General features: G+C 70.0%; 21 protein-coding genes. 14 read left to right on the forward strand and 7 right to left on the reverse strand.

The window, feature by feature from the left end; genetic code table 11:
* Nucleotides 1-48 precede the first annotated feature (48 nt).
* On the reverse strand, nucleotides 49-1,449 hold the full coding sequence (gene lpdA, locus JOE64_RS05405) for a dihydrolipoyl dehydrogenase (RefSeq protein WP_204963302.1): 1,401 nt from the start codon (nucleotides 1,447-1,449) through the stop codon (nucleotides 49-51).
* Nucleotides 1,450-1,459: 10 nt separating this feature from the next.
* Nucleotides 1,460-2,047 carry a copper resistance CopC family protein gene (locus JOE64_RS05410; RefSeq protein ID WP_204963303.1) on the reverse strand — a complete coding sequence of 196 codons (588 nt, stop codon included), beginning with the start codon at nucleotides 2,045-2,047 and terminating at the stop codon, nucleotides 1,460-1,462.
* Nucleotides 2,048-2,276: 229 nt separating this feature from the next.
* On the opposite strand from JOE64_RS05410, the gene JOE64_RS05415 reads away from it, so the two are divergent.
* Complete coding sequence (locus JOE64_RS05415; protein ID WP_239531711.1) at nucleotides 2,277-2,666, forward strand: four-helix bundle copper-binding protein; 390 nt, start codon at nucleotides 2,277-2,279, stop codon at nucleotides 2,664-2,666.
* Nucleotides 2,667-2,730: 64 nt separating this feature from the next.
* Here the strand turns inward: JOE64_RS05415 and JOE64_RS05420 are convergent, their stop codons facing one another.
* On the reverse strand, nucleotides 2,731-3,075 hold the full coding sequence (locus JOE64_RS05420; protein WP_204963305.1) for a hypothetical protein: 345 nt from the start codon (nucleotides 3,073-3,075) through the stop codon (nucleotides 2,731-2,733).
* 215 nt (nucleotides 3,076-3,290) lie between these two features.
* Between JOE64_RS05420 and JOE64_RS05425 the strand changes: the two genes are divergently transcribed.
* The 3 genes from JOE64_RS05425 to JOE64_RS05435 all read left to right on the forward strand — a co-directional run bounded on the left by JOE64_RS05425 (nucleotide 3,291) and on the right by JOE64_RS05435 (nucleotide 5,111).
* On the forward strand, nucleotides 3,291-3,788 hold the full coding sequence (locus JOE64_RS05425) for an FHA domain-containing protein (RefSeq protein WP_204963306.1): 498 nt from the start codon (nucleotides 3,291-3,293) through the stop codon (nucleotides 3,786-3,788).
* Nucleotides 3,785-4,465, forward strand: coding sequence for a transcriptional regulator FtsR (gene ftsR / locus JOE64_RS05430; RefSeq protein WP_204963307.1), 681 nt, complete (start codon nucleotides 3,785-3,787; stop codon nucleotides 4,463-4,465). The genes JOE64_RS05425 and ftsR overlap by 4 nt, the downstream gene beginning before the upstream one ends.
* Nucleotides 4,466-4,565: 100 nt before the next feature.
* Nucleotides 4,566-5,111: a MerR family transcriptional regulator gene (locus tag JOE64_RS05435; RefSeq protein ID WP_204963308.1), complete on the forward strand. Its 546-nt coding sequence runs from the start codon at nucleotides 4,566-4,568 to the stop codon at nucleotides 5,109-5,111.
* 264 nt (nucleotides 5,112-5,375) lie between these two features.
* Here the strand turns inward: JOE64_RS05435 and JOE64_RS05440 are convergent, their stop codons facing one another.
* The gene (locus JOE64_RS05440; protein WP_204963309.1) at nucleotides 5,376-6,182 is read right to left on the reverse strand and encodes a ParA family protein; all 807 of its coding nucleotides are present in this window, start codon (nucleotides 6,180-6,182) and stop codon (nucleotides 5,376-5,378) included.
* A gap of 93 nt (nucleotides 6,183-6,275) precedes the next feature.
* On the opposite strand from JOE64_RS05440, the gene JOE64_RS05445 reads away from it, so the two are divergent.
* From JOE64_RS05445 to def, 3 genes are read left to right on the forward strand one after another with little or no spacing between them, the layout of a single operon-like run.
* Complete coding sequence (locus JOE64_RS05445; protein ID WP_204963310.1) at nucleotides 6,276-9,683, forward strand: pyruvate carboxylase; 3,408 nt, start codon at nucleotides 6,276-6,278, stop codon at nucleotides 9,681-9,683.
* A gap of 48 nt (nucleotides 9,684-9,731) precedes the next feature.
* A complete protein-coding gene (locus JOE64_RS05450) occupies nucleotides 9,732-11,417 on the forward strand; it encodes a MinD/ParA family ATP-binding protein (RefSeq protein WP_204963311.1) in 1,686 nt (561 codons plus the stop codon).
* The gene (gene def / locus JOE64_RS05455; protein ID WP_204963312.1) at nucleotides 11,417-11,908 is read left to right on the forward strand and encodes a peptide deformylase; all 492 of its coding nucleotides are present in this window, start codon (nucleotides 11,417-11,419) and stop codon (nucleotides 11,906-11,908) included. The genes JOE64_RS05450 and def overlap by 1 nt, the downstream gene beginning before the upstream one ends.
* 45 nt (nucleotides 11,909-11,953) lie before the next feature.
* Here the strand turns inward: def and JOE64_RS05460 are convergent, their stop codons facing one another.
* Nucleotides 11,954-13,786, reverse strand: a complete 1,833-nt coding sequence (locus tag JOE64_RS05460) for an AMP-dependent synthetase/ligase (RefSeq protein WP_204963313.1) — start codon at nucleotides 13,784-13,786, stop codon at nucleotides 11,954-11,956.
* A 199-nt stretch (nucleotides 13,787-13,985) separates the two neighbouring features.
* Here JOE64_RS05460 and JOE64_RS05465 point away from each other — a divergent pair, with 199 nt between their 5' ends.
* The 4 genes from JOE64_RS05465 to JOE64_RS05480 all read left to right on the forward strand — a co-directional run bounded on the left by JOE64_RS05465 (nucleotide 13,986) and on the right by JOE64_RS05480 (nucleotide 18,122).
* Nucleotides 13,986-14,924 (forward strand): ROK family glucokinase, encoded by a 939-nt coding sequence (locus JOE64_RS05465; RefSeq protein WP_204963314.1) that lies wholly within the window; start codon nucleotides 13,986-13,988, stop codon nucleotides 14,922-14,924.
* A gap of 15 nt (nucleotides 14,925-14,939) precedes the next feature.
* Complete coding sequence (locus JOE64_RS05470; RefSeq protein ID WP_204963315.1) at nucleotides 14,940-15,620, forward strand: lysophospholipid acyltransferase family protein; 681 nt, start codon at nucleotides 14,940-14,942, stop codon at nucleotides 15,618-15,620.
* Nucleotides 15,621-15,681: 61 nt separating this feature from the next.
* A complete protein-coding gene (locus JOE64_RS05475) occupies nucleotides 15,682-17,019 on the forward strand; it encodes a class II 3-deoxy-7-phosphoheptulonate synthase (RefSeq protein WP_204963316.1) in 1,338 nt (445 codons plus the stop codon).
* Nucleotides 17,020-17,174: 155 nt separating this feature from the next.
* Nucleotides 17,175-18,122 (forward strand): putative endonuclease domain-containing protein, encoded by a 948-nt coding sequence (locus JOE64_RS05480; RefSeq protein WP_204963317.1) that lies wholly within the window; start codon nucleotides 17,175-17,177, stop codon nucleotides 18,120-18,122.
* Between the two features lie 120 nt (nucleotides 18,123-18,242).
* Here the strand turns inward: JOE64_RS05480 and pknB are convergent, their stop codons facing one another.
* A complete protein-coding gene (pknB, locus tag JOE64_RS05485; RefSeq protein ID WP_204963318.1) occupies nucleotides 18,243-20,168 on the reverse strand; it encodes a Stk1 family PASTA domain-containing Ser/Thr kinase in 1,926 nt (641 codons plus the stop codon).
* A 105-nt stretch (nucleotides 20,169-20,273) separates the two neighbouring features.
* On the opposite strand from pknB, the gene JOE64_RS05490 reads away from it, so the two are divergent.
* A complete protein-coding gene (locus tag JOE64_RS05490; protein ID WP_344674131.1) occupies nucleotides 20,274-20,624 on the forward strand; it encodes an Rv2175c family DNA-binding protein in 351 nt (116 codons plus the stop codon).
* A gap of 29 nt (nucleotides 20,625-20,653) precedes the next feature.
* On the opposite strand, the gene JOE64_RS05495 is transcribed toward JOE64_RS05490, so the two are convergent.
* Nucleotides 20,654-21,742 carry a polyprenyl synthetase family protein gene (locus JOE64_RS05495; RefSeq protein WP_204963319.1) on the reverse strand — a complete coding sequence of 363 codons (1,089 nt, stop codon included), beginning with the start codon at nucleotides 21,740-21,742 and terminating at the stop codon, nucleotides 20,654-20,656.
* A 76-nt stretch (nucleotides 21,743-21,818) separates the two neighbouring features.
* Here JOE64_RS05495 and JOE64_RS05500 point away from each other — a divergent pair, with 76 nt between their 5' ends.
* Together JOE64_RS05500 and mraZ are read left to right on the forward strand one after the other, a co-directional pair.
* Nucleotides 21,819-22,211 (forward strand): SCO2097 family morphological protein, encoded by a 393-nt coding sequence (locus JOE64_RS05500; protein WP_204963320.1) that lies wholly within the window; start codon nucleotides 21,819-21,821, stop codon nucleotides 22,209-22,211.
* A 264-nt stretch (nucleotides 22,212-22,475) separates the two neighbouring features.
* The gene (gene mraZ, locus JOE64_RS05505; protein WP_204963321.1) at nucleotides 22,476-22,907 is read left to right on the forward strand and encodes a division/cell wall cluster transcriptional repressor MraZ; all 432 of its coding nucleotides are present in this window, start codon (nucleotides 22,476-22,478) and stop codon (nucleotides 22,905-22,907) included.
* The last annotated feature ends 79 nt before the right edge of the window (nucleotides 22,908-22,986 follow it).

Below are 22,986 nucleotides of genomic sequence, written 5' to 3' on the forward strand. Positions count from 1 at the left end.
CCCTGCAGGTGATCACCTGCAGGGGCGGAGTCGTCCGAGCGCGAGAACTCAGAGGTTGATCATGTGGCCCGCGAGGCCGTGGAACGCCTCCTGCAGCGCCTCCGACAGCGTCGGGTGCGTGTGCACGTTGCGGGCCAGTTCGAGCGCCGTGAGGTCCCACTTCTGCGCGAGCGTCAGCTCGGGGAGGAGCTCCGACACGTCGGGGCCGATGAGGTGCCCGCCGACGAGCTCGAGGTGCTCGGCGTCGGCGATGAGCTTGACGAAGCCGACGGGCTCGCCGAGGCCGTGTGCCTTGCCGTTGGCCATGAACGGGAACGTCGCGACCTTGTACTCGCGGCCGGTCTCCTTGTACTGCGCCTCGGTGTAGCCGAACGAGGCGACCTGCGGCGAGCAGAACGTGGCGCGCGGCATCATGCGGTAATCGCCCAGGGTCATCGTCTCCGCGCCGCCGATCGTCTCGGAGGCGACGACGCCCTGCGCCTCGGCCACGTGCGCGAGCTGCAGCTTGGCGGTGACGTCGCCGATCGCGTAGATCCCCGGAACGTTCGTGCGCATGTGGTCGTCGATGTCGATGGCACCGCGCTCGGTGAGCTTCACGCCGGTGTTCTCGAGACCGAAGCCCTCGACGCGGGGGGCGAAGCCGATCGACATGAGGACCTTGTCGGCCTCGATCTGGTTCTTCTCACCGGTCTTGTTGTCGCTGAAGGACACCGTGACCTTGTCGCCCGAGTCGACGACCGACTCGACCTTGGTGCCGACCAGGATGTCGACGCCGAGGTTCTTGTACTGCTTCGCGATCTCCTTGGAGACATCCGCGTCCTCGTTGGGGAGCGCCCGGTCGAGGAATTCGATGATCGTGACCTTCACGCCGTAGTTCGTGAGGACGTAGGCGAACTCCATGCCGATCGCGCCGGCACCGACGATGACGATCGAGCCGGGCAGGTCGCGCGTGAGGATCTGCTCCTCATAGGTCACGACGTTCTTGCTGAGGGTCACACCGGGCAGCAGACGCACGGTCGAACCGGTCGCGATGATGACGTTGTCGAAGGTGACCTCTTCGGTCGACCCGTCGCTCTTGGTCACCGTGAGGGCCTTGGGGCCCGTGAACGAGCCGCGCCCCTCGTACTCGGTGACCTTGTTCTTCTTCATCAGGTAGTGGATGCCCTTGACGCGACCGTCGGCGACGACGCGCGAGCGGTCGAAGGCCTTGCCGAAGTCCAGCGTGAACTCACCCGAGATGCCGAAGAAGTCGGCTCTGTGCGTCAGGGTGTGCGCGATCTCGGCGTTCTTCAGGAGAGCCTTCGAGGGGATGCAGCCGACGTTCAGGCAGACACCGCCCCAGTACTTCTCTTCGATGATGGCGACGGACTGCCCGAGCTGGGCTGCGCGGACCGCCGCGACATAGCCACCGGGGCCGGCACCGAGGACGACGACGTTGTAATGAGGCATGGCTCCCAGCCTAGTCCTCGCGGCGCCCCCTCGACCGCGCGAGCAGCACGGCCACCACGGCGCCGCCGGCACCGACGAGCACGATCGCGACGACAGCGACGGGCCACCCCCACGCGGAGTCGCCGTTCGTCGATGACGGGTCGGGCTGCGCGGTGAGCGAGGCGGTCGGCACGACGGATCCGTCGCCGTAGCTGAACGAGAACTCGTTCGAGATCGGATGCCCGTCGCTCGAGACGACGCGCCAGCGCACCGTCACCGGCCCGGGCCGCGCCGCCTGCGTGTTGAGCGGCTGGGTGAGCCGGGTGCCGCTGAGGACGGCCGGGCCGTCGGTGAGGTCGGTGCCGGAGGCATCCGTCACGACGACCTCGGTCGCTCCGGGCTCGTCCATCAGCACGCCACTGAAGGTGAGGACGAGGTCCGCGGGCAGCTCGGCCACCGCCGTGTCGGCCTTGGGGCTCGTGCCCAGCAGCTCGTCGTGCGCCGCGGCGGGGGAGGCCACGGTGAGCGCGCCGAGTGCGACCAGGGCGGCGGCGGCGGCGGTGGCCGTGCGGAACGAGAGTCGGCGGGGACGGCGGGCGGGAGCGGACTGTGCAGACATCCTCTTCAGCGTAACCGCGGCGTGGACGCGTCGCCCCCGAACCGACGGGACGTGTGACGAGCATGTGAAATGCGGCTGAGCGCGCCGCAGGAGCCGTGACGGCACGGGCGGATCGGGGTAACGTGCCCAGCAGGCGGGTACGTCTCTCGGATTCGAGTCGGTGTCCGCCGCGACAATGACGGCTGGACACGGAACGAGGTACGTGATGGACGCGATGATGATGGGCGCGATGACCGACGACATGATGTCGATGGAGGGCATGCCCGCGATGGACATGGCCATGATGCAGGCGTGCATGGACGCGTGCGCCGCCTGCGAGCAGGCCTGCACCGTCTGCTCGGTGCAGATGATGGACGGTCGGATGATGGACTGCGCTCCGGCCTGCATGAACTGCGCCGACATGTGTCACACGATGATGCGGACGATGCTGCGGATGCAGGGCATGACCCCCGCGGTCATGATGTCCATGCTCGACGCGTGCATCGCGATGTGCCAGATGTGCATGGACGAGTGCATGGCGCACGCCGACATGAGCCCGGTCTGCAAGATGTGCGCGGATGCCTGCACGGCGTGCATGGACGCATGCTCGACCATGCGCGACGCTCTCGCCGCGGCCTGAGGTTACCCGCAGGGACGCGGCTCGGCTCGCTACGGCCAGGCCGTGGCGGGTTCTTCGCGCTCGATCAGACGACGGCGGCGTTGTACAGCCGCCCGCCGGCGGACAGTGCGTGGTAACGCTCGTGCACGGCGACGGGCGTTCCCGGCGTCGTGGTCGTCGCGGCGCCGGCGCTCCACAGCTGGAGGACACGTCCGTCGAGCGTGCGCAGGATGAGTGCGCCGTCGACGTCGTCCACCGCGTGGACGATCGCGTCGACCCACTCGGTCGGCGTCGAGGCGACCAGCCGCGCCTGGATCAGATGCAGAGCGTGTCCCGGTGCGAAGGAGGAGCAGGGCTCGGCGTGCGCGCACATGCAGACCGCGTCCTGACGCACCGGGGTGGTCGTGAAGCGGTTCTGCGGCGTGGACACGGGATCTCCTTCGTGAGTCGGGCCGTCGCGGCGGTGCCGTGCAGCTTGGGATTCAGGCTAGGTCGACGGTGGCGGGGGCGCGCGGTCGCCGACACACGCTGCAACAATCCCGACCCGGTCGCCGCTCCGCGCCGTCCCGAGGTGCGGTGATCGGTCGGGATCGGGGACGCCGGGCCGTGGCCGATCCGTTAGGCTGACACGAAGAGGAGGACAGTGTGAACGAGAACGATCGCGACGCCGGGGCCGGCGCCGGGGACATCCGACGCGGTGCGGATGCCGGGCGTTCCGTCGACACCACCCAGACCTTCGGTCACGACTCCGACCTCTCCTTCGTGCCGTTCGGCAGCGACCTCACCGACGCCGAGCTCGAGTCGATCGCGGCGCTGCCGTCCCGTGCGGCGTTGCTGCTCGTGCGGTCGGGGCCGACCGCCGGTGCCCGCTACCTTCTCGACAGCGATGTGACGACCGTGGGTCGCCACCCCGAGGCGGACATCTTCTTCGACGACGTCACGGTCTCGCGGCGGCACGCGGAGATCACGCGCACCGGCGGATTCTTCGAGCTGATCGACCAGCGCTCCCTCAACGGCTCCTACGTCAACGGCGAGCGGGTCGACCGCGCCGTCCTCGACGACGGCGCCGAGGTGCGCATCGGCAAGTTCCGGCTCAACTTCTTCGTCTCGCCCGCTGACCGCGCGTCGGTGACGGGCGCGTGAGCCCGGCCGCTGCACCCCGCGGACGCCAGGCGTCGGCGGGGTACCTGAGCATCGGCCAGGTGCTGGCGCGGCTGATGCCCGAGTTCCCCGACCTCAGCGCCAGCAAGCTGCGCTACCTCGAGGAACAGGGACTCGTCACGCCGCTGCGCACCGAAGCCGGGTATCGCAAGTTCTCGCCCTCGGACGTCGTGCGCCTGCGCACGGCCCTCGTGCTGCAGCGCGACCACGATTTCAAGCTCGCGCGCATTCGCGAGTACCTCGACGCCCATGACGGCGAGACCGAGATCTCCGTCCCGCCCTCGATCCTCGAGGCTCCGCGTCGGTATCGCCGCGATGAGCTGCTCGGCGCGGCCGGAGCATCGGCGGCCCTGCTCGACCAGGCCGTCAGTGCCGGGCTGGTCGTCGCATCGGATGCTTACGACGAGCGCGCTCTCACGGTGCTTCGGGCTCTCGTCGCCCTCGACGCTCACGGCATCCAGCCTCGTCATGTGCGCGGCATGCGCCAGGCCGCCGAACGCGAGGTCGCGCTCGTCGCCAGCGCTCTCGCGCCCCTGCTGAGGCGCACTGACGTGTCCTCGCGCGCCCGCGCCCATGAGCTCGCTCCCGAACTCTTGCGCCGATTGGACGAGGTGCGCGCGGTGTTCCTCACGTCGGCGCTCGATCGTCTCGCGCCGTGAGAGGTGCGCGACACGCCGGGACGATCGACGCGGATGTCGTTGCCGGTGGGGTCCCCCTGATCTACCGTGGAAGAACACCCGAGTCCGGCTGGAGGCGAGAATGAGCGCGCGAGACGTGCCCCGTGACGCGCAGTTCGCCACAGAGCTGCTGTTCACCGACGGATTGCCCCAGATGGACGACGAGGTCGGCTACCGCGGGGCGGTCGCGGCCCGTGCCGCAGGCATCACCTACCGCCAGCTCGACTACTGGGCTCGCACCGAGCTCGTCCAGCCCACCGTTCGCGGGGCGAGCGGCTCGGGATCGCAGCGTCTCTACGGCTTCCGAGACATCCTCGTCCTGAAGCTCGTGAAGCGACTGCTCGACACCGGGATCTCGCTGCAGCAGATCCGCACCGCCGTCGACCAGCTGCGCGCCTCGGGCATCCGCGATCTCGCCGGCACGACCCTGATGAGCGACGGGGCGTCGGTGTATCTCTGCACGTCCAACGACGAGGTCATCGACCTCGTCAGCCGGGGGCAGGGCGTGTTCGGCATCGCCGTCGGCAAGGTCCTCCACGAAGTCGAGTCGACCCTCGTCGATTTCGACCCGCAGGCGCCGGATCCGGTCGACGAACTCGCCGCGCGCCGATCCGCCAAGTCCGCCTGAGCCTCGCGCTCCGCGCCGGAGCGACGATGCGGGCCCGTCCGGCCTGCGCGCCGCGAAACCGCGCGTATGTCACGTATGCGCCCTTCGGACCGCACACACCGGCAGTCTCGCGGGCGAGCATGCTGCGTGAGACCTCGCTTGTGTACCGCGTACGGCCCTCGAGGCGTACACGCGGGCGGTCTCGCAGGGGAGCGAGGCGAGCACGCGCGGCTGGTAACGAGGGCCGCGCGGGCGATCGCCCCGCTCCTCTCCCGAGGAACGCTGTCAGGCGCGCTGTTCGCCAGCCGTGATACGGCCGGTGCGCATGATGCGATCCAGCAGGGCGTCGAAGTCGCCGGCGAGTTCCTGCGCCGAATCGCCGGGCCAGATGTGCAACGGCTTCGCTGCACCCTGCGCCTGCTGCAGCGATGTGCGCTCGGGCAACTGGGGCGAGAGGACGAGGGGGCCGAACATGTCGCGGAGCTCTTTGATGCGGAACTGGTGCTCGATCGACTGGGGCCGCACGCGGTTGACGACGATGCCGAGCGGCTGCAGGCGCGGAGACAGTCCGCGGCGGATCTCCTCGATCGCGCGGAGCGCCCGGTCGGCGGCGGCCACCGAGAACAGCCCGGGCTCCGTGACGACGACGACGCGATCCGACGCCGCCCATGCGGTGCGCGTCAGGGCATTGAGCGAGGGCGCGCAGTCGATCAGCACGAGGTCGTAGTCGGCCTCGATCGTCGCGAGCGCCTCTTCGAGTTTCCAGACATCGCGCACGCTCGGGTGCGGTCCGTCGAAGTTGATGGCCGACGGGCTGCCGATCATGACGTCGATCGTTCCGGCGTGCACCTTCGCCCAGCCGCTCGAGGTGATCGCCTGGCGGACGACCTTCTCTTTGGGATTGGCGAGGACGTCGGCGATGTTCAGCCGGCCGGCGACCTGGATGTCCAGCCCCGTCGACACGTCGGATTGCGGGTCGAGGTCGACGACGAGGGTCCGGACGCCGCGGGCGAAAGCCGCGGAGGCGAGCCCGAGCGTCACGGTCGTCTTGCCGACCCCCCCCTTGAGTGAGGAGACGGAGAGTACGTGCACGAGGCTCTACGTTACCGTCCCCTAGGCTGTGAGGACACTCAGGCACGTCCGGTCGTGCGACGCCGCGCACCGGTCTCTCCGTAAGAGGTGAGCATGTTCCGAAAGATCCTGGTCGCGAACCGTGGCGAGATCGCCATCCGCGCCTTCCGCGCCGCCGTCGAGCTCGGTGCCCGCACCGTCGCCGTCTTCCCCTGGGAGGACCGCGGGTCGCTGCATCGGCAGAAAGCGGACGAATCCTACGAGATCGGCGAGCAGGGGCATCCCGTCCGTGCCTACCTCGACGTCGACGAGATCATCCGTGTGGCACTGGCCTCGGGAGCCGACGCGATCTACCCGGGCTACGGATTCCTCTCCGAGAATCCCGAGCTCGCGGCCCGCGCCGCCGAGAACGGCATCGTCTTCATCGGGCCGCCCGCCCGGGCACTCGAGATGGCCGGCAACAAGGTGACCGCGAAGCACCACGCGATCGCCGCGGGCGTGCCGGTGCTGCGCTCGACCGAGGCGTCCGACGACGTCGACGCGCTCGTCGCGCAGGCCGAAGAGATCGGATTCCCGATCTTCGTCAAGGCCGTCGCGGGCGGCGGCGGGCGAGGCATGCGACGCGTCGAGACCGCGGGGGAGCTGCCGCCCGCGATCGCGGAGGCCTCTCGTGAGGCCGCGGCCGCCTTCGGCGACGGACGGGTCTTCCTCGAGCAGGCCGTGATCCGTCCCCGCCACATCGAGGTGCAGGTGCTCGCGGATGCCGCGGGCGAGACCGTGCACCTGTTCGAGCGCGACTGCTCCGTCCAGCGACGGCATCAGAAGGTCATCGAGATCGCGCCCGCCCCGAACCTCGATCCTGCGATCCGTGACGCGCTGCACGCGCACGCGGTCGCCTTCGCGCGCTCGATCGGCTACGTGAACGCGGGCACCGTGGAGTTCCTGCTCGAGACCGCCGGCCCGCGCACCGGCGAGGTCGTGTTCATCGAGATGAACCCCCGCATCCAGGTCGAACACACGGTCACCGAAGAGGTCACCGATGTCGATCTGGTGCAGTCCCAGATCCGCATCGCCGCGGGCGAGACCCTCGCCGATCTCGGCCTGCATCAGAACGACATCCACCTGCGCGGCGCGGCCCTGCAGTGCCGCATCACGACGGAGGACCCGTCGCAGGGGTTCCGGCCCGACACGGGGCGGATCACCACCTACCGGTCGCCGGGCGGGGCAGGCATTCGTCTGGACGGCGGCACGACTGCCGCGGGATCGCAGATCAGCCCGCACTTCGATTCGATGCTCGCCAAGCTCACCTGCCGCGGACGCGACTTCCCGGCGGCGGTCGCCCGCGCCCGCAGGGCGCTGGCCGAGTTCCGCATCCGCGGCGTCTCGACGAACATCCCGTTCCTGCGCGCCGTCCTCGACGACGCGGCGTTCACGGCCGGCGATGTGTCGACCTCGTTCATCGACGAGCGCCCCGAGCTGCTGACGCGCAACCCGTCGCGCGACCGGGCGACGAAGCTGCTCAAGTGGCTCGCCGACGTGACGGTGAACCAGCCGTACGGCGAAAAGCCGCTCTCGGTGTCGCCGGGCAGCAAGCTGCCCGCGATCGACCTGTCCTCGCCGCCGCCGCGCGGCGGTCGCGATCTGCTGCGCGAACTCGGCCCGGCCGGCTTCGCTCAGGCTCTGCGAGCCCAGACCGCGCTCGCCGTGACCGAGACGACCTTCCGCGACGCGCATCAGTCGCTGTTGGCGACCCGTGTGCGCACGCGCGACCTCGTCCGGGTCGGTCCGCACGTGGCCCGCATGACGCCGCAGCTGCTGTCGGTCGAGGCCTGGGGTGGAGCGACGTACGACGTCGCGTTGCGTTTCCTCGCCGAGGATCCGTGGGAGCGGCTGGAGGCCCTCCGCGACGCGATGCCGAACATCCCGATCCAGATGCTGCTGCGCGGTCGGAACACGGTCGGCTACACGCCGCGGCCGACGGCTGTCACCGACGCCTTCGTGACGGAGGCGGCGGCGACCGGCGTCGACATCTTCCGCATCTTCGACGCCCTCAACGACATCGATCAGATGGTCCCCGCGATCTCGGCCGTGCTCGAGACCGGCACGGCCGTCGCCGAAGTGGCGCTGTGTTACACCGGCGACCTGCTCGATCCGGCCGAGACCCTGTACACGCTCGACTACTACCTGGGGCTGGCGGAGCGCATCGTCGACAGCGGCGCGCACATCCTCGCGATCAAGGACATGGCGGGGCTGCTGCGGCCCGCCGCGGCGGCGCGCCTGGTCGGAGCGCTCCGCGAGAGGTTCGACCTCCCGGTCCACGTGCACACCCACGACACCGCGGGCGGTCAACTCGCCACGCTGCTCGCCGCCAGCGCGGCCGGTGCCGATGCGGTGGATGCCGCCGCCGCGCCGCTGGCCGGAACGACGAGCCAGCCCTCGCTGTCGAGCCTCGTCGCCGCCCTCGCACACACCGACCGTGACACGGGGCTCGACCTCGACGCCGTCGGCGCGCTGGAGCCCTACTGGGAGGCCGTGCGTCACCTGTACCGGCCGTTCGAGTCGGGACTGCCGGGCCCCACGGGGCGCGTGTACCACCACGAGATCCCCGGTGGACAGCTGTCGAACCTGCGCCAGCAGGCGATCGCCCTGGGGCTTGCCGACGACTTCGAACGCATCGAGGACATGTATGCGGCCGCCGACCGGATCCTCGGGCGGATCCCGAAAGTGACCCCGTCGTCGAAGGTCGTCGGCGACCTGGCGCTCGCCCTCGTCGCCGCGAACGCCGACCCGGCCGACTTCGAGCAGAATCCGCAGGCGTACGACATCCCCGACTCGGTCGTCGGCTTCATGGCGGGCGAGCTCGGCGATCTGCCGGGCGGATGGCCCGAGCCGTTCCGTAGCAAGGTGCTCGCCGGGCGCGAAGTCACGATCGAGATCCCGGCGCTCACACCCGACGAGCGGGAGGGGCTCGCCGGCGATGCGGCGACGCGCCGGCAGACGCTCAACCGGCTGCTGTTCCCGGGGCCGGCCACCGAGTTCGAGGCCATGCGCGCCGCGTACGGCGATCTGTCCGCGCTCGGCACCCCCGACTACTTCTACGGTCTCAAGCCCGGCGAGGAGCACGTCGCCGAGATCGATCCCGGCGTGCAGCTCTACGTCGGCCTCGAGGCGATCGGTGAGCCGGATGCCGCGGGTATGCGCACCGTCATGACGACCCTCAACGGCCAGCTGCGACCCGTGTTCGTGCGTGACCGCAGCATCGCCGTCGAATCCCGCCAGGTCGAGAAGGCCGACACCTCCCGGCCCGGCCAGGTCGCCGCGCCCTTCTCGGGCGTCGTGACCCTCAAGGCGCAGGTCGGTGACCGAGTCCAGGCCGGACACGCGGTGGCATCCATCGAGGCGATGAAGATGGAAGCGGCCATCACGGCACCCGTCGACGGGGTCGTGGAGAGGCTCGCCGTCTCCGCGACGGCATCCGTCGAGGCGGGGGACCTTTTGCTGGTCATCCGACCCGCCGACTAGCCTGGGGCGGGGGCGCTCGGCGTCCCTGAGTCATCAGGAGTGTGGAACGTGGCGCACGAGCGCAATGAGAACAGCGGCGACGACGCCGACAACGGCATCCTCGCAGACCCCGTGGGGGCCGAGACCACAGGTATCGGCATCGTCGACGGCGCGACCGCCCAGATCGACGTCATGATCCCGGCCGTCGTCGACGACGACCTCGTCGACGACGATGTGGTGCTCGACGACGACGCGTCGCTCGTCGAGTGGGGCAGTGCACCTGCGACGCTCGAGCCTCGCGCCGCAGCGACGGTGACGGAGGCAGCCGCCGACGCGAGCCACGCGCCCGAGGAGGAGGTGCCGGAGGTCGAGCAGGTCGAGGACGCCGCGCAACCATCCGCCGCAGACGCGATCGAGGCGCCTGACGCCGACGCGGAGGAGCCGTCGTCGGCGCACGAGATCCCCGCTCACGAGGCGCCTGCGCACGATGACCTCGTCGACGACGATGCCGGGCAGGTCGAGGTCGCCGCGTCCGCGGATGCGGCCGACCAGGTCCCGACGGCGCACGCGGCAGACGCGCGACTCGGGGACGAGGCCGTTCCCGTCGCGCCGCGCGCCTCCGACGCGGTCGCGGAGGCAGGCGCGCCGCTCACGCGCGAACCGGTGGCCGCCGCTGTGGCGGTGCCCGCCCACAACCCCCGTCCGGTGCGCGTCGCCGCCCCTGCAGAGATCGACCATCACGAGCGGATGCGCCCGCGCACGTCCGAGATCGCGCTGCAGTCGCGTCGTGTGGGCGACTTCGAGGCCGACCGCGAGAGTTCGGATCTGCTCACCGCCGATCGCCTGCTCGACCCGGCGCATGTCGTGCGTCCCGAACCCGAAGGCGCCTGGCAGCACCTCGTCTACACCTTGTCGGGCCGCCGCATCCATCTGGGCGACAGTAAGCGCGCGCAGGCGCGCAAGGACCTCGACCGCCGCATCGCCGCACCGCTGTCGGGAGGCGCTCGCTTCGTGCCGGTCCTCTCGCGCAAGGGTGGCGTGGGTAAGACCACGGTCACGACGCTCCTCGGCATGGCCCTCGCGGATGCGCGTGAGGACCGCATCATCGCCGTCGACGCGAACCCCGATCGCGGCACGCTCGCCGAGCGGATCGGTCGGCCGAGCGGCAAGACGGTGCGCGACCTCGTGCGAGCGCGCGCCGACGTGCACGGCTTCAACGACATCTCCCAGATCGTCACGCGCGACGACACGCGGCTGGACGTCCTGGCATCCGATGCCGACCCGCACGTGTCCGAGGCGTTCAGCGACACCGACTACCGCGACGTCGCCGAGGTCGCGGCGCACTACTACTCGGTCGTCCTGACCGACACCGGCACCGGCATCGTCCACTCGGTGATGGCGTCGACCCTCGAGCAGGCGGACGAGCTCGTCATCGTCGCGGGCCTCAGCGTCGACGAGGCGCGGCTCGCGTCCGAGACGCTCACCTGGCTCGAGTCGAACGGCTACGCCGATCGTGTGCGGGCCGCCGTGGTCGTTCTCAACACGGCCCGGCCGGGTGCCCCGCTGGTGCGCGCCGACCAGCTGGAGGCGCACTTCCGCAGCCGCGTCCGCGCGGTCGTCCGACTGCCGTACGACCCGCACATCGCCTCGGGCAGCGCCATCTCGTTCCGCGACCTGCAGCCCGAGACCCGCGCCGCCGCGCGCGAGCTCGCCGCGATCGTCGTCGAGGGGCTGCGTGCGGGGGTCACGGCCTGATGGCGGTCCGTGAGATCCGCCTCTTCGGCGACCCCGTGCTGCGCGCCGTGTGCGCCCCGATCGACACGGTCGACGACGGCACGCGAGCGCTCGTCCAGGACCTCCTCGACACCGTCGAGCTGCCGGGCCGTGCCGGCGTCGCCGCACCCCAGATCGGCGTGGGCGTCCGTGCGTTCAGCTACAACATCGACGGCGACATCGGCTACGTCTTGAATCCCGTGCTCGCCGAGGTGCGCGGTGAGCCGTCGCCGGTGGGGGAGGGATGCCTGTCGGTACCCGGTCTGTGGCACGACGCCATCCGCTACCCATGGGCTCGTGTGACCGGCGTCGACCTCGACGGGAATGACATCGTGCTCGAAGGCGACGGTCTGCTCGCGCAGGCGCTGCAGCACGAGACCGATCACCTCGACGGTATGCTCTATCTCTCCCGGCTGAGTCCGGAGAACCGCCGCGCCGCGATGCGCGAGGTGCGCGAGAGCTCCTGGTTCTGACTCTCGTCTCCGCCGGGGCGCGGCCGTTCCCGGAACGAGACCGCGTCAGCCCAGTGAGACGTTCGTGGTGTTGACCGGCACCGTGTAGATCTCCTCGATGGCATCGGCGAAGTCGTCGAGGATGACGCCCCGCTTGATGCTCATCTTCGGGGTGAGGTGCCCGCTCGCCTCCGTCCATTCGGTGTCGAGGATGGTGAACTTGCGGATGGACTCGGCGCGCGAGACCCCCTTGTTCGCGATGTCGACGGCGCGCTGGACTTCGGCGCGCACCGCGGGGTTTCTCGCGGCATCCGCCAACGACATGTCGCCGGGCAGCGAGTTGTTCGCGAGCCAGGCGGGCAACATCTCGGGGTCGAGAGTGATGAGGGCCGAGATGAACGGGCGCTGATCGCCGACCACGACCACCTGACCGACGATCGGATTGGCGCGGATGGGGTCTTCGAGCGCGGCGGGGGCGACGTTCTTGCCGCCCGCCGTCACGATGATCTCTTTCTTGCGGCCCGTGATGGTGAGGAACCCCTCGTCGTCGAACGATCCGATGTCCCCCGTGCGGAACCACTCGCCGTCGAAGGCGGCGGCGGTCGCCTCGGGGTTGCGCCAGTACTCCTTGAACACGTTGATGCCGCGGACCTCGATCTCGCCGTCGTCGGCGAGACGGACGCCGACGCCCGGAAGCACCGGCCCGACCGTGCCGATCTTCGCCTTCGAAGCCTGGTTCACCGTGGCCGGGGCGGTCGTCTCGGTGAGGCCGTAGCCTTCGAGGATCGTCACACCGAGGCTGTGGAAGAAATGGCCCAGTCGTGGGCCCAGCGGCGCCGAGCCCGACACGGCATAGGTGACGCGTCCGCCCATGGCGGCGCGCAGCTTGCTGTAGACCAGCCGGTCGAACAGGGCGAACTTGATTCTCGTGCCGAGCGGCACCCGCGCGCCCTCCTGGAGCAGTGTGGAGTGCTCGATCGCGGTGCGTGCGGCCGCGCGGAAGATCTTGCCCTTGCCCCCGGCCTCGGCCTTCTGCTCGGCGGAGTTGTAGACCTTCTCGAACACGCGCGGGACCGCGAGCAGGAACGTCGGCTGGAACGAGCCGAGCGCGGGCAGCAGCTGCTTGGTGTCGGGCTGATGCCCGGTCTTCACGCCCGCATGCACGTCGAGGATCGAGATGAAGCGGGCGAAGACGTGCGCTGTGGTGATGAACAGCAGCGTGGACGCGCCCGGCGTGTTGACGACCTCTTCGAGCGCACGCGCCGAGTTGCGGGCGAGCTCCACGAAGTTGCTGTGGGTGAGCACACAGCCCTTGGGGCGGCCCGTCGATCCCGAGGTGTAGATCAGGGTCGCGATGTCGGATCCGACGGCGAGCGAGCGGCGGCGCTCGATCTCGGCGTCCGTGACGCCCGTGCCCTGCGCGCGCAGCGAGTCCAGCGCGCCGGATGCCATGGTCCAGACATCGCGGACGAGGGGGACCTCCGAGCGGATCTCCTCGACCCGCGCGGCGTGCTCCTCCGACTCGGCGATGACGGCGATCGCGCCCGAGTCGGAGAGGATCCACCCGATCTGCGACGCCGAACTCGTCTCGTAGACGGGAACCATGACCGCTCCGGCGAAGAACAGGGCGAAATCGACGAGGGTCCACTCGTAGGTGGTGCGCGCGACGAAGGCGACCTTGTCACCGGGCTCGATGCCGGCGGCGACGAACCCCTTCGCCAGGGCGATGACGTCGCGTTCGAACTCGGCGGCGGTGATATCGCGCCAGCCGGCGCCGTCGGGGACGGCGAACAGGGCGAGCGACGGGGTGGCTCGGACGCGGTCGACCAGCAGATCGGCGATGTTCGCGGACGGGTCGGCGGGGACGATGGCGGGAATGTCGAACTGTGCGGCGCTCATGAGCGGCAACTCCTTCGGTACCGGTTGGCGTCGAATGACGGCGTGAGATCGAGTCTATCTCTTCGTGACACTCAGTCCCACGAGGGCTCGATTCTCCTTTTCCGGCTCAAGAGCCCGTAGGACTTCCCCCTCCACACTAGACTCTCCGATGCCGCGCCGTCCTTCGAGGACCGACCCGGGCCGGCCAGGGAGGAGTGGCGTGCGTAACGTCGGCATCGACATCGGTGGGACGAAGATCGCCGGAGGCGTCGTCGACGCGGACGGGACCATTCTGGAACGCCTGCGCGTCCCCACCCCGACCGACACCGCGGCGCTCGCTGCCGCGGTCGGCGAGATGGTCCTCGAGCTGGCCTCCCGCCACGACATCCACGCCGTCGGTGTCGCCGCGGCCGGCTTCATCGACCGCACGCGCTCGATCATGCTCCACGCCCCCAACATCGACTGGCACGATGAGCCGCTGCGCGCCGAGTTCGAGGCGCGGATCGGCCGACCTGTGACCCTTGAGAACGACGCGAACGCCGCCGGGTGGGGCGAGTACCGCTTCGGCGCGGGTCGAGGCTCCACCGACATGGTCATGATCACCCTCGGCACCGGTGTCGGCGGAGCCGTCGTCGGCGACGGCACCCTGCTCATCGGCGCGAACGGCAGTGCGGCCGAACTCGGTCACATGCGCTTCGTCCGCGGCGGGCGCGCCTGCGGATGCGGTCAGAGCGGATGCCTCGAGCAGTACGCCTCGGGGCGTGCGCTGCAGCGCGAGCTCGGCGACATCGCCGATGCCGGCGGCATCGGCGAGCGACTCGCCGCCCATCGCCGGCCCGACGGCATCGTCCCGGGACGCGATCTCGCGATGCTCCTCGCCGAAGGCGATGCCGGTGCTCTCGAGGCCGTCCGTCGCGTCGCAACGGCTCTCGGCGAGGCCTGCGGCGCGTTCCAAGCCGTGCTCGACCCCGACGTGTTCGTCATCGGCGGCGGTGTCGCAGAGCTCGGCGAGGTGCTGCTGCAGCCCACCCGCATCGCGTACGACACGTCGCTGCCGGGCTTCGGCGACCGGCCGACGGCGCGGTTCGCGATCGCGGAGCTCGGCAACGACGCGGGCCTCGTCGGCGTCGCCGACCTCGCCGGCCTGCGGACGGTGTGAGTCCGGGAGCCTCTGGTGTTCTACTGGGTCATGAAGTACATCGTGATCGGACCGATCGTCAAGGCGATCTTCCGACCATGGATCGTGGGTCGGGCGAACGTCCCGGCATCCGGTGCGGCGATCCTCGCGTCGAACCATCTGTCGGTCAGTGACTCGATCTTCCTGCCCCTCATGATCGACCGGCCGATGAGCTTTCTCGCGAAGAGCGACTACTTCACCGGGACCGGTCTGTCGGGCTGGTCCACGCGCATGTTCATGAAGGCGACCGGCCAGATCCCCATCGACCGCACCGGCGGCAAGGCGTCCGAGGCGTCTCTCAACACAGGACTGCAGGTGCTCGGTCGCGGCGACCTGCTCGGCATCTATCCCGAAGGCACGCGCAGCCCCGACGGCAAGCTGTACCGGGGGCGCACGGGCCTGGCGCGGATGGCGCTCGAGGCGCGCGTTCCGGTCGTGCCGGTCGTGATGGTCGACACCGGCGAGGTCATGCCGATCGGCCGGACGATCCCGCGGATCGGACGTGTCGGGATGGTGATCGGCGAGCCGCTCGACTTCTCGCGCTTCCACGGCATGGAGTCCGACCGCTACGTGCTGCGGTCGGTGACCGACGAGATCATGGTCGCGCTGCAGCGGCTGGGTGAGCAGAAGTACGAGGATGTCTACGCCTCGACGGTCAAGGATCGCCGCCCCGCGTGAGGCGCGGATGACCCCTCCGCTGCGGCGCCGGGTGTTCCCCCGTCACCACTAGACTGAGCCGATGCCCACCCTGCACGCCGACTTGGATCACTGGCGCTCCCTCCCGATCAAGCAGCAGCCCGTCTGGACCGACCTCGACTCCGTTGCGGCCGTCTCGGACGAGATCGCGTCGCTGCCGCCGCTCGTTTTCGCGGGCGAGGTCGACAACCTGCGCGACCGTCTCGCCCGCGCCGCGGCCGGGCAGGCGTTCCTGCTGCAGGGCGGCGACTGTGCGGAGACGTTCGCGGGTGCGACGGCCGAACAGATCCGCAACCGCATCAAGACGGTGCTGCAGATGGCGGTCGTGCTCACGTACGGCGCGTCGATGCCGGTCGTGAAGATGGGGCGGATGGCGGGCCAGTTCGCCAAGCCCCGCTCGAGCGACACCGAGACGCGCGGCGACGTGACGCTGCCGGCGTACCGCGGCGACATCGTCAACGGCTACGACTTCACCGAGGCCTCGCGTCAGCCCGACCCGCAGCGTCTGCTGAAGGGTTACCACACGGCGGCATCGACCATCAACCTGATCCGCGCCTTCACGCAGGGCGGCTTCGCGGACCTCCGCGAGGTGCACAGCTGGAACAAGGGCTTCGCGCAGAACCCCGCCAACCAGCAGTACGAGCGCCTCGCGACCGAGATCGACCGGGCCATCAAGTTCATGGAGGCCGCGGGCGCCGACTTCGACGAGCTCAAGCGCGTCGAGTTCTACACGGGCCACGAGGGTCTGCTCATGGACTACGAGCGCCCGATGACGCGCATCGACTCGCGCACCCACACGCCCTACAACACGTCGGCGCACTTCCTGTGGATCGGGGAGCGCACGCGTGAGCTCGACGGTGCGCACGTCGACTACTTCTCGAAGATCCGGAACCCCATCGGGGTGAAGCTCGGTCCGACGACGTCTCCCGAGACGGCGCTCGAGCTGATCGACAAGCTCGACCCCGAGCGCGAGCCCGGTCGCCTCACGTTCATCACCCGCATGGGCGCCGGAAAGATCCGCGACGCGCTGCCGCCGCTGCTGCAGGCCGTGAAGGATGCCGGCGCGACGCCGCTGTGGGTCACCGACCCCATGCACGGCAACGGCATCACGACGCCGACCGGGTACAAGACGCGCCGCTTCGACGACGTGGTCGACGAGGTACGCGGCTTCTTCGAGGCGCACCGCGCCGTGGGCACCTTCCCGGGTGGCATCCATGTCGAGCTCACCGGCGACGACGTCACCGAGTGCCTGGGCGGCTCGGAGCACATCGACGAGGCGACCCTCGCGACCCGTTACGAGAGCCTCTGCGACCCGCGCCTGAACCACAAGCAGTCGCTCGAGCTGGCCTTCCTGGTGGCCGAGGAGCTCGAGAAGCGCTGACCTCCGCGCCGCCCGGTCTCCGACGTCGGGACATCCGGGTCCCCGCGAGACCTCCCTTATGTACGCCTTTTCGGCCTTTTGCGTGACATAGGCGAGGTTTCGCGGGCGGTTGTGGACGATCGGCGAGGACCCGGCGGGGCGAGCATGATCAGCGCATGCCTCGTGTTCCTCCGCCGCTCCCCGCGCACCTGAGGGGCGCCGCGTTCTCCTTCGCCGACGCGACCGTCGCCGGGGTGGGGCGCCGCCGGCTTCGGGCGAGCGACGTCATCCATCCGCACCGCGGCGTCTACACGTCCGATTCTGCGGACGGTCTGCACGGCGCCTGCGTCGCTGCGGTACCCCTGCTCGGCGACCGCCGGTTCTTCAGCCATCTGACCGCGGCGCGCCTGTGGGGCATACCGACGCCCGGTGAATGGATGCCGGGCGAGCCGCTCCACATCGTGACGCTGGTGGGTGCGGAACCGCTACGGCGCCCCGGCATCCGCGGGTGGGAGAGTGCGACGTCGCCCGGGGTCGCGGTGATCGACGGGCTGCCGGTCGCGGACGCGGCGGATGTCTGGGCGCAGCTGTCGATCCCCGGGTCGGTCGGCACCGACCCGGGGACGGGGGCGCGGCGCGCGTTGTCGCCCGAATGGCTCGTGGCGGCGGGGGACTACCTGCTCACCGGCCCCCGGATCGGCAGTACGCGAACTCCTCTCGTCACCCTCGACCGGCTCGCCGAGGTGACGCGCGGCCATCGCGGCAAGCGGGGATCGAAGGCGCTCGCGTGGGCGTTCGAGCGCGTGCGGCCCGGGCCGCAGTCGCCTCGCGAGAGCCTGCTCAGAGTGGCGCTCGTCGATCGCGGGCTGCCGGAACCCGAGGTGCAGGTGGCCGTCCGCACGGCTGCGGGTCTGCGGCATGCCGACCTGGGGTACGCCGCGGCCCATGTGCTGATCGAGTACCAGGGTGACCACCATCGCACGGACCGACGGCAGTGGCTGGAGGATCTGACCCGGCGTCAGCTGTTCGAAGAAGCGGGCTATCGGGTGATCGAGGTCGGCATGGATGCCTTCGAGGACGGCTGCGTCGTCCTCGCACAGCGCATCCGCCAGGCCCTCCGCTGACCGAGACGCAGCCTTGAGTGGCATCCGGCTCCCCGCGAAACCTCCCGTATGTACCGCAACACGCCGAGAAAGCGTACACAGGCGAGGTTTCGCGGGGAGGGGCGAGTGGCCGGGGCGGGCTCAGCCGGTGGAGCGGACGGTGATCTTCGTACCCGGGAGCTGCATCGTGCCGGCTGCGGGGCTCGTGCTCGACACCGTGAAGATGCTCCAGACGATCTCCGGCAGCGCCGTCCCGGGCTCGAAGCCGGCCTTGCGCAGCGCGTCCATCGCAGCGGCGACGGTCTGACCCGTGACGTCGGGCACCTTGATGGGCGCCGGGCCCTTCGAGACGACGAGGGTCACGGTCTGCCCCGGCTGCAGACGTGCCCCGTCGGAGGTCGGGGCGATGCGGATGACACGGCCGCTGGCGATGTCGTCGTCGTATTCCTCGGTGGTCGTCGCGTTCAGGTCCACCGCAGAGAGTGCGGTGCGCGCCGAGTCGAGGCTGCGACCGGACACGTCGGGAACCGGTCCGGCCGACACCTCGAACGCGACGGTCGCACCTTCGAGCGCGCTGCACCCTTCGGTGCAGTCGACGGCGTCCCCGCCACCGGGCGGTGTGATCATCGCTCGGGTGACGGTGCCCGACGCCGCGTCCTCGAAGTAGCGGACGGGGTCGCCCGACGGTGTGATGTACGCGTCGCCCAGCAGCCGCGTCGCCTGGGTGATGTCCACGCCGGAGAGCGTGCGGATCTCGTGCGTCGCCGGACCGAGCGAGACGATCACGGTGACGGGACTGTCTTTGGCGACCCGCTCGCCGATCGCCGGGTCGGTGCGGATCGTCTGGCCGGTCGGCACCTCGCGGCTGTTGTCTTCGCCCGGGGATGCCACGAGCGAGGCCCCGGCGAGGACGCCTGCCGCTTCGTCGAGTGACATGCCGCTCACGTCGGGAACCGCGACGAGCGATCCCGGTCCCGATCCGAACCACCATCCCGTGCCGCCGGCCGCACCGGTCAGCACGAGCACGAGCACGATCAGCCACCAGCCGCGCCGGGTGCGCGCGCGTGCGCGGCGCCGTAAGAGGGTGGCATTGTCGGTGGCCTCGGTGACGATGGGGGCCGTGAACGTCCCCGGCATGACCTTGGTGACCTCGCCCGAATCGATGCCGTCGTCGACGGCGACGATACCGGGAGCGGGCGCGCGGACGACGTGCGGGAAGACCCCGAGTTCCTTCTCGACCTCTCGAAGCCGGTCGAGCATCGCCCGTGCGTCGGCGGGACGCTCCTCGGGGTCGCGTTCGGTGGCCCACATGACGAGCTCGTCGAGCGACTCGGGAACACCCGGATTCTTCGCGGACGGCCGGGGAACCGAGTCGGTCGCGTGCTGATAGGCGATCTGCATGGGCTGCTCGCCCTTGTAAGGCTGCTCGCCGACGAGCATCTCGTAGAGCATGATGCCGAGCGCGTAGATGTCGCTGCGGGCATCCGCCGTGCCGCGCGTCACGAGCTCGGGCGCGAGGTAGGCGATCGTGCCGAGCAGCATCTGCCCGGTCGCCGTGTTGGCGCTCGTCGCACGGGCCAGGCCGAAGTCGCCGATCTTGATGCGGCCGTCTTCGGCGAGCAGGACGTTCTCGGGCTTCACGTCGCGATGGACGATCCCGGCGCGGTGCGCGGCGGCGAGGCCTGAGAGCACGGCATCCATGATCGTGATCGTCTGCGGGATCGACAGGCGGCGCTGCTCGCGCAGCAGGTCGCGCAGCGTGATGCCCGGCAGGTACTCCATGACGAGATACGCCATCTCGCCGTCCTGCCCCTGGTCGAACACGTTCACGACGTGGGGATCGGCCAGGCGCGCCGCGGCACGGGCCTCTTGGATGAAGCGCCCCTGGAACACGGTGTCGTCCGAGAGGTGGCTGTGCATCACCTTCAGGGCGACGCGGCGCTCGAGTCGCAGGTCGGTGGCGACGTAGACGGTGGCCATGCCGCCGCGGGCGATGCGAGCACGCACGCGGTACCGACCGTCGACCAGACGGCCGATCAGCGGGTCGGTCTGCTGGCTCGTGCTCACGCGACGAGTCTACGGAGCGGATGCCGTGAGACCGCGGAGCGCCTCACCCCTGCGACGCCGCGGCTCGGGTGCGCGGTCGTCGCCGGACAGTGCGATAGTGGAGGGGTGACCGATGCCTCCGCCCCTTCGTACGCCACCGACTGGCTCGCCATGCCCGATCTGGTCGAGGCGCTCGGTGAGCCGCTCGGCCGGGTCCGCCGTCTCATCGATGAGCGTCACCTCATCGGATCGACGCGCACCGGTGTCTTCGCCGTCCCCTCCGTCTTCCTCGTCGACGGCGCGCCGCTGTCGTCGCTGCGCGGCACCGTGAACGTGCTGCAGGATGCCGGGTTCTCCGCCGACGAGGTCATCGACTGGCTCCTGGAAGAAGAGGAGTCGATCGGCGTCGCCCCGATCGAGGCGCTCCTCCGGGGCCGCAAGAGCGAAGTGCGGCGCGTCGCGCAGACGCTCGCCTGATCCGACGGGCGCGCCGGCTCGCGCCGGGATCACGCCGTGCGGGCCGTCGCGTCGCGTGCGAGCGCGCGGAGGGTGTCGATCGTGGTCGCTGCGAGCGGGGCATCCTGCAACGCGGCATCGGCTTCGAGGGTGTAGCCGGCGATCAGCTGCTCGACGCGCTCGAGGGCGCCCGTGTCGATGATCGTCTGCTGCAGGTCGGCGATCTGCGTGTCGTCGAGCCCGGTGTCGCCCAGGAGCGCGTCGAACCCGACGACGGCCGACGCGGTCATCCGCTCGCGCGCGTAGGCGATCAGCACGGTCCGTTTCCCCTCGCGCAGGTCGTCGCCGGAGGGCTTGCCGGTCACCGCGGCGTCGCCGAACACGCCCAGCACGTCGTCGCGCAGCTGGAAGGCCAGCCCCAGCGGATGGCCGAACTCCGACAGCGCCGCGGTCTGCGAGGCGTCCGCTCCGGCAAGTCGAGCGCCGAGGAGCAGCGGGTGCTGGACCGAGTAGCGGGCGGATTTCAGGGATGCCACGCGCAACGCGCGCTCCGCGTGGTCGGCCGCGGGAGCGGTCACGAATGCGGCTTCCTCGGCGATGTCGAGGAACTGGCCGACCGTGACCTCGCGCCGCATCAGCGCGTAGACCTCGCGCGCTCCGGCGGCGTGCGCGGCCTGCGTGAGCCCCTGCTCCAGCAGATCGTCGCTCCACGCGACGAGAAGATCACCGAGCAGGATCGCTCCGGAGCGGCCGAATGCCACCGGATCGCCGGCCCACCCGGCGCCGCGGTGGTGGGCTTCGAGTCCGCGGTGGGCGGCGGGTCGGCCGCGGCGTGTGTCGGAGTTGTCGATCAGATCGTCGTGCACCAGTGCGGCGGCGTGGAAGACCTCGAGCGCCGCCGCCGCCGCGATGACGTCGGCCCCGGGCTGTGCCGACGGGGCCGTCCGGTGCGCGACGGCCTCCCAACCGGCGAGGCAGAAGCGTGCGCGCAGGCGCTTGCCGCCATCCACCGCCGACGCCGCAGCGGTCAGGAAGGATGCCGTCTCTGCGCCCGAGCCCTGCCATCTGGCCGTCTCATCTGCCACGAAGCTTGCCAGACGCTGGGAAACTGCCGCGATCGGGTCGGAGGGGGAGGTCACGGGCCTAGCCTAGTTCGCGAGTGCACGCGTAGAATCGTGGGCACAGACCCGCCAGTAATACCCGTCAGGGGGACGCATGCCGCTCTCAGAACAGGAGCAGCGCCTGCTCGATGAGATGGAACGCCATCTCATGAACAAGGACGCCGACGTCGTGAGCGCCCCGCGTGAAGGGCAGACGCTCAGCTACCGCAACATCGTGTACGGCACGGTGCTCGTCCTTCTCGGCCTCGGTGGGCTGATCGCCGGCGTTTCCAGCAACCTCGTCGTCGTCGGCGTCATCGCGTTCGTCGTGATGGTCGCGGGTGTCGTTCTCGCTGCGACGCCGGCCAAGGGTGTCGCGTCCTCCCTGTCTGACGGGGCAGCGGCTCCCGCCGGTGCGGGACCGGCGCGCAAGGCCTCCGGATCGTCGTCGTCCTCTTTCATGGACCGCATGAACGACCGGTGGGACCGTCGGCAGGGCGACCGCTGATCATCTGACTCCCTCCGCGCTCCGGCGCGGTCGATAAAAGAGCACCGACCTTCGGGTCGGTGCTCTTTTTCGTGCGCCGGGAGCGGCCGCGCGGCGGGGTGTCCCCGGCGCCCGCTCGGCGAACCTCGCGCCCTGACACGCCGTCGCCGAGTCGAGTGGGAGCTCGGGGGAGGGATTCCGCAGCAAACCCCCAGTGAAGTGGAGCGAAGTGGAGTAAAGTGGTGCGCACCGGAGGCGGGGCCGAGTGAGAGGGGGTGGTTGTGGATGCTGTTGGGCACCTACACCCCCAAGCTCGATGACAAGGGCCGAGTGATCCTTCCCGCGAAATTCCGCACCGATCTCGGTGACGGCGTCGTGGTGACCCGCGGGCAGGAGCGCTGCCTCTATGTGTTCAGCACCAAGGAGTTCGAGCGCGTCTACGAGAAGATCCGCGAGGCGCCCCTGACGAACAAGCAGGCGCGCGACTTCCAACGCATGTTCCTGGCCGGCGCCAGCGACGAGAAGCCCGACAGTCAGAGCCGGATCACCATCCCCCCGCATCTGCGCACTTACGCGAACCTCGACCGCGAACTGATCGTCACCGGTGTCGGCGCCCACGCCGAGATCTGGGATGCCGAGGCATGGAACACCTATGCCGAAGGCAACGAAGACGTCTACTCCGACATGGAGCAGGAGGTGATCCCGGGACTGTTCTGATCCGTGGCCGTGACTCCCAGCCGCACGCCCTGGCGCACTTCCCCGGTGCCAGGTCAGGCGGATGGGGATCTCGGCTCCG

Origin of the sequence: Microbacterium dextranolyticum (assembly GCF_016907295.1) — a bacterium.
GTDB classification, from domain to species: Bacteria; Actinomycetota; Actinomycetes; order Actinomycetales; family Microbacteriaceae; genus Microbacterium; species Microbacterium dextranolyticum.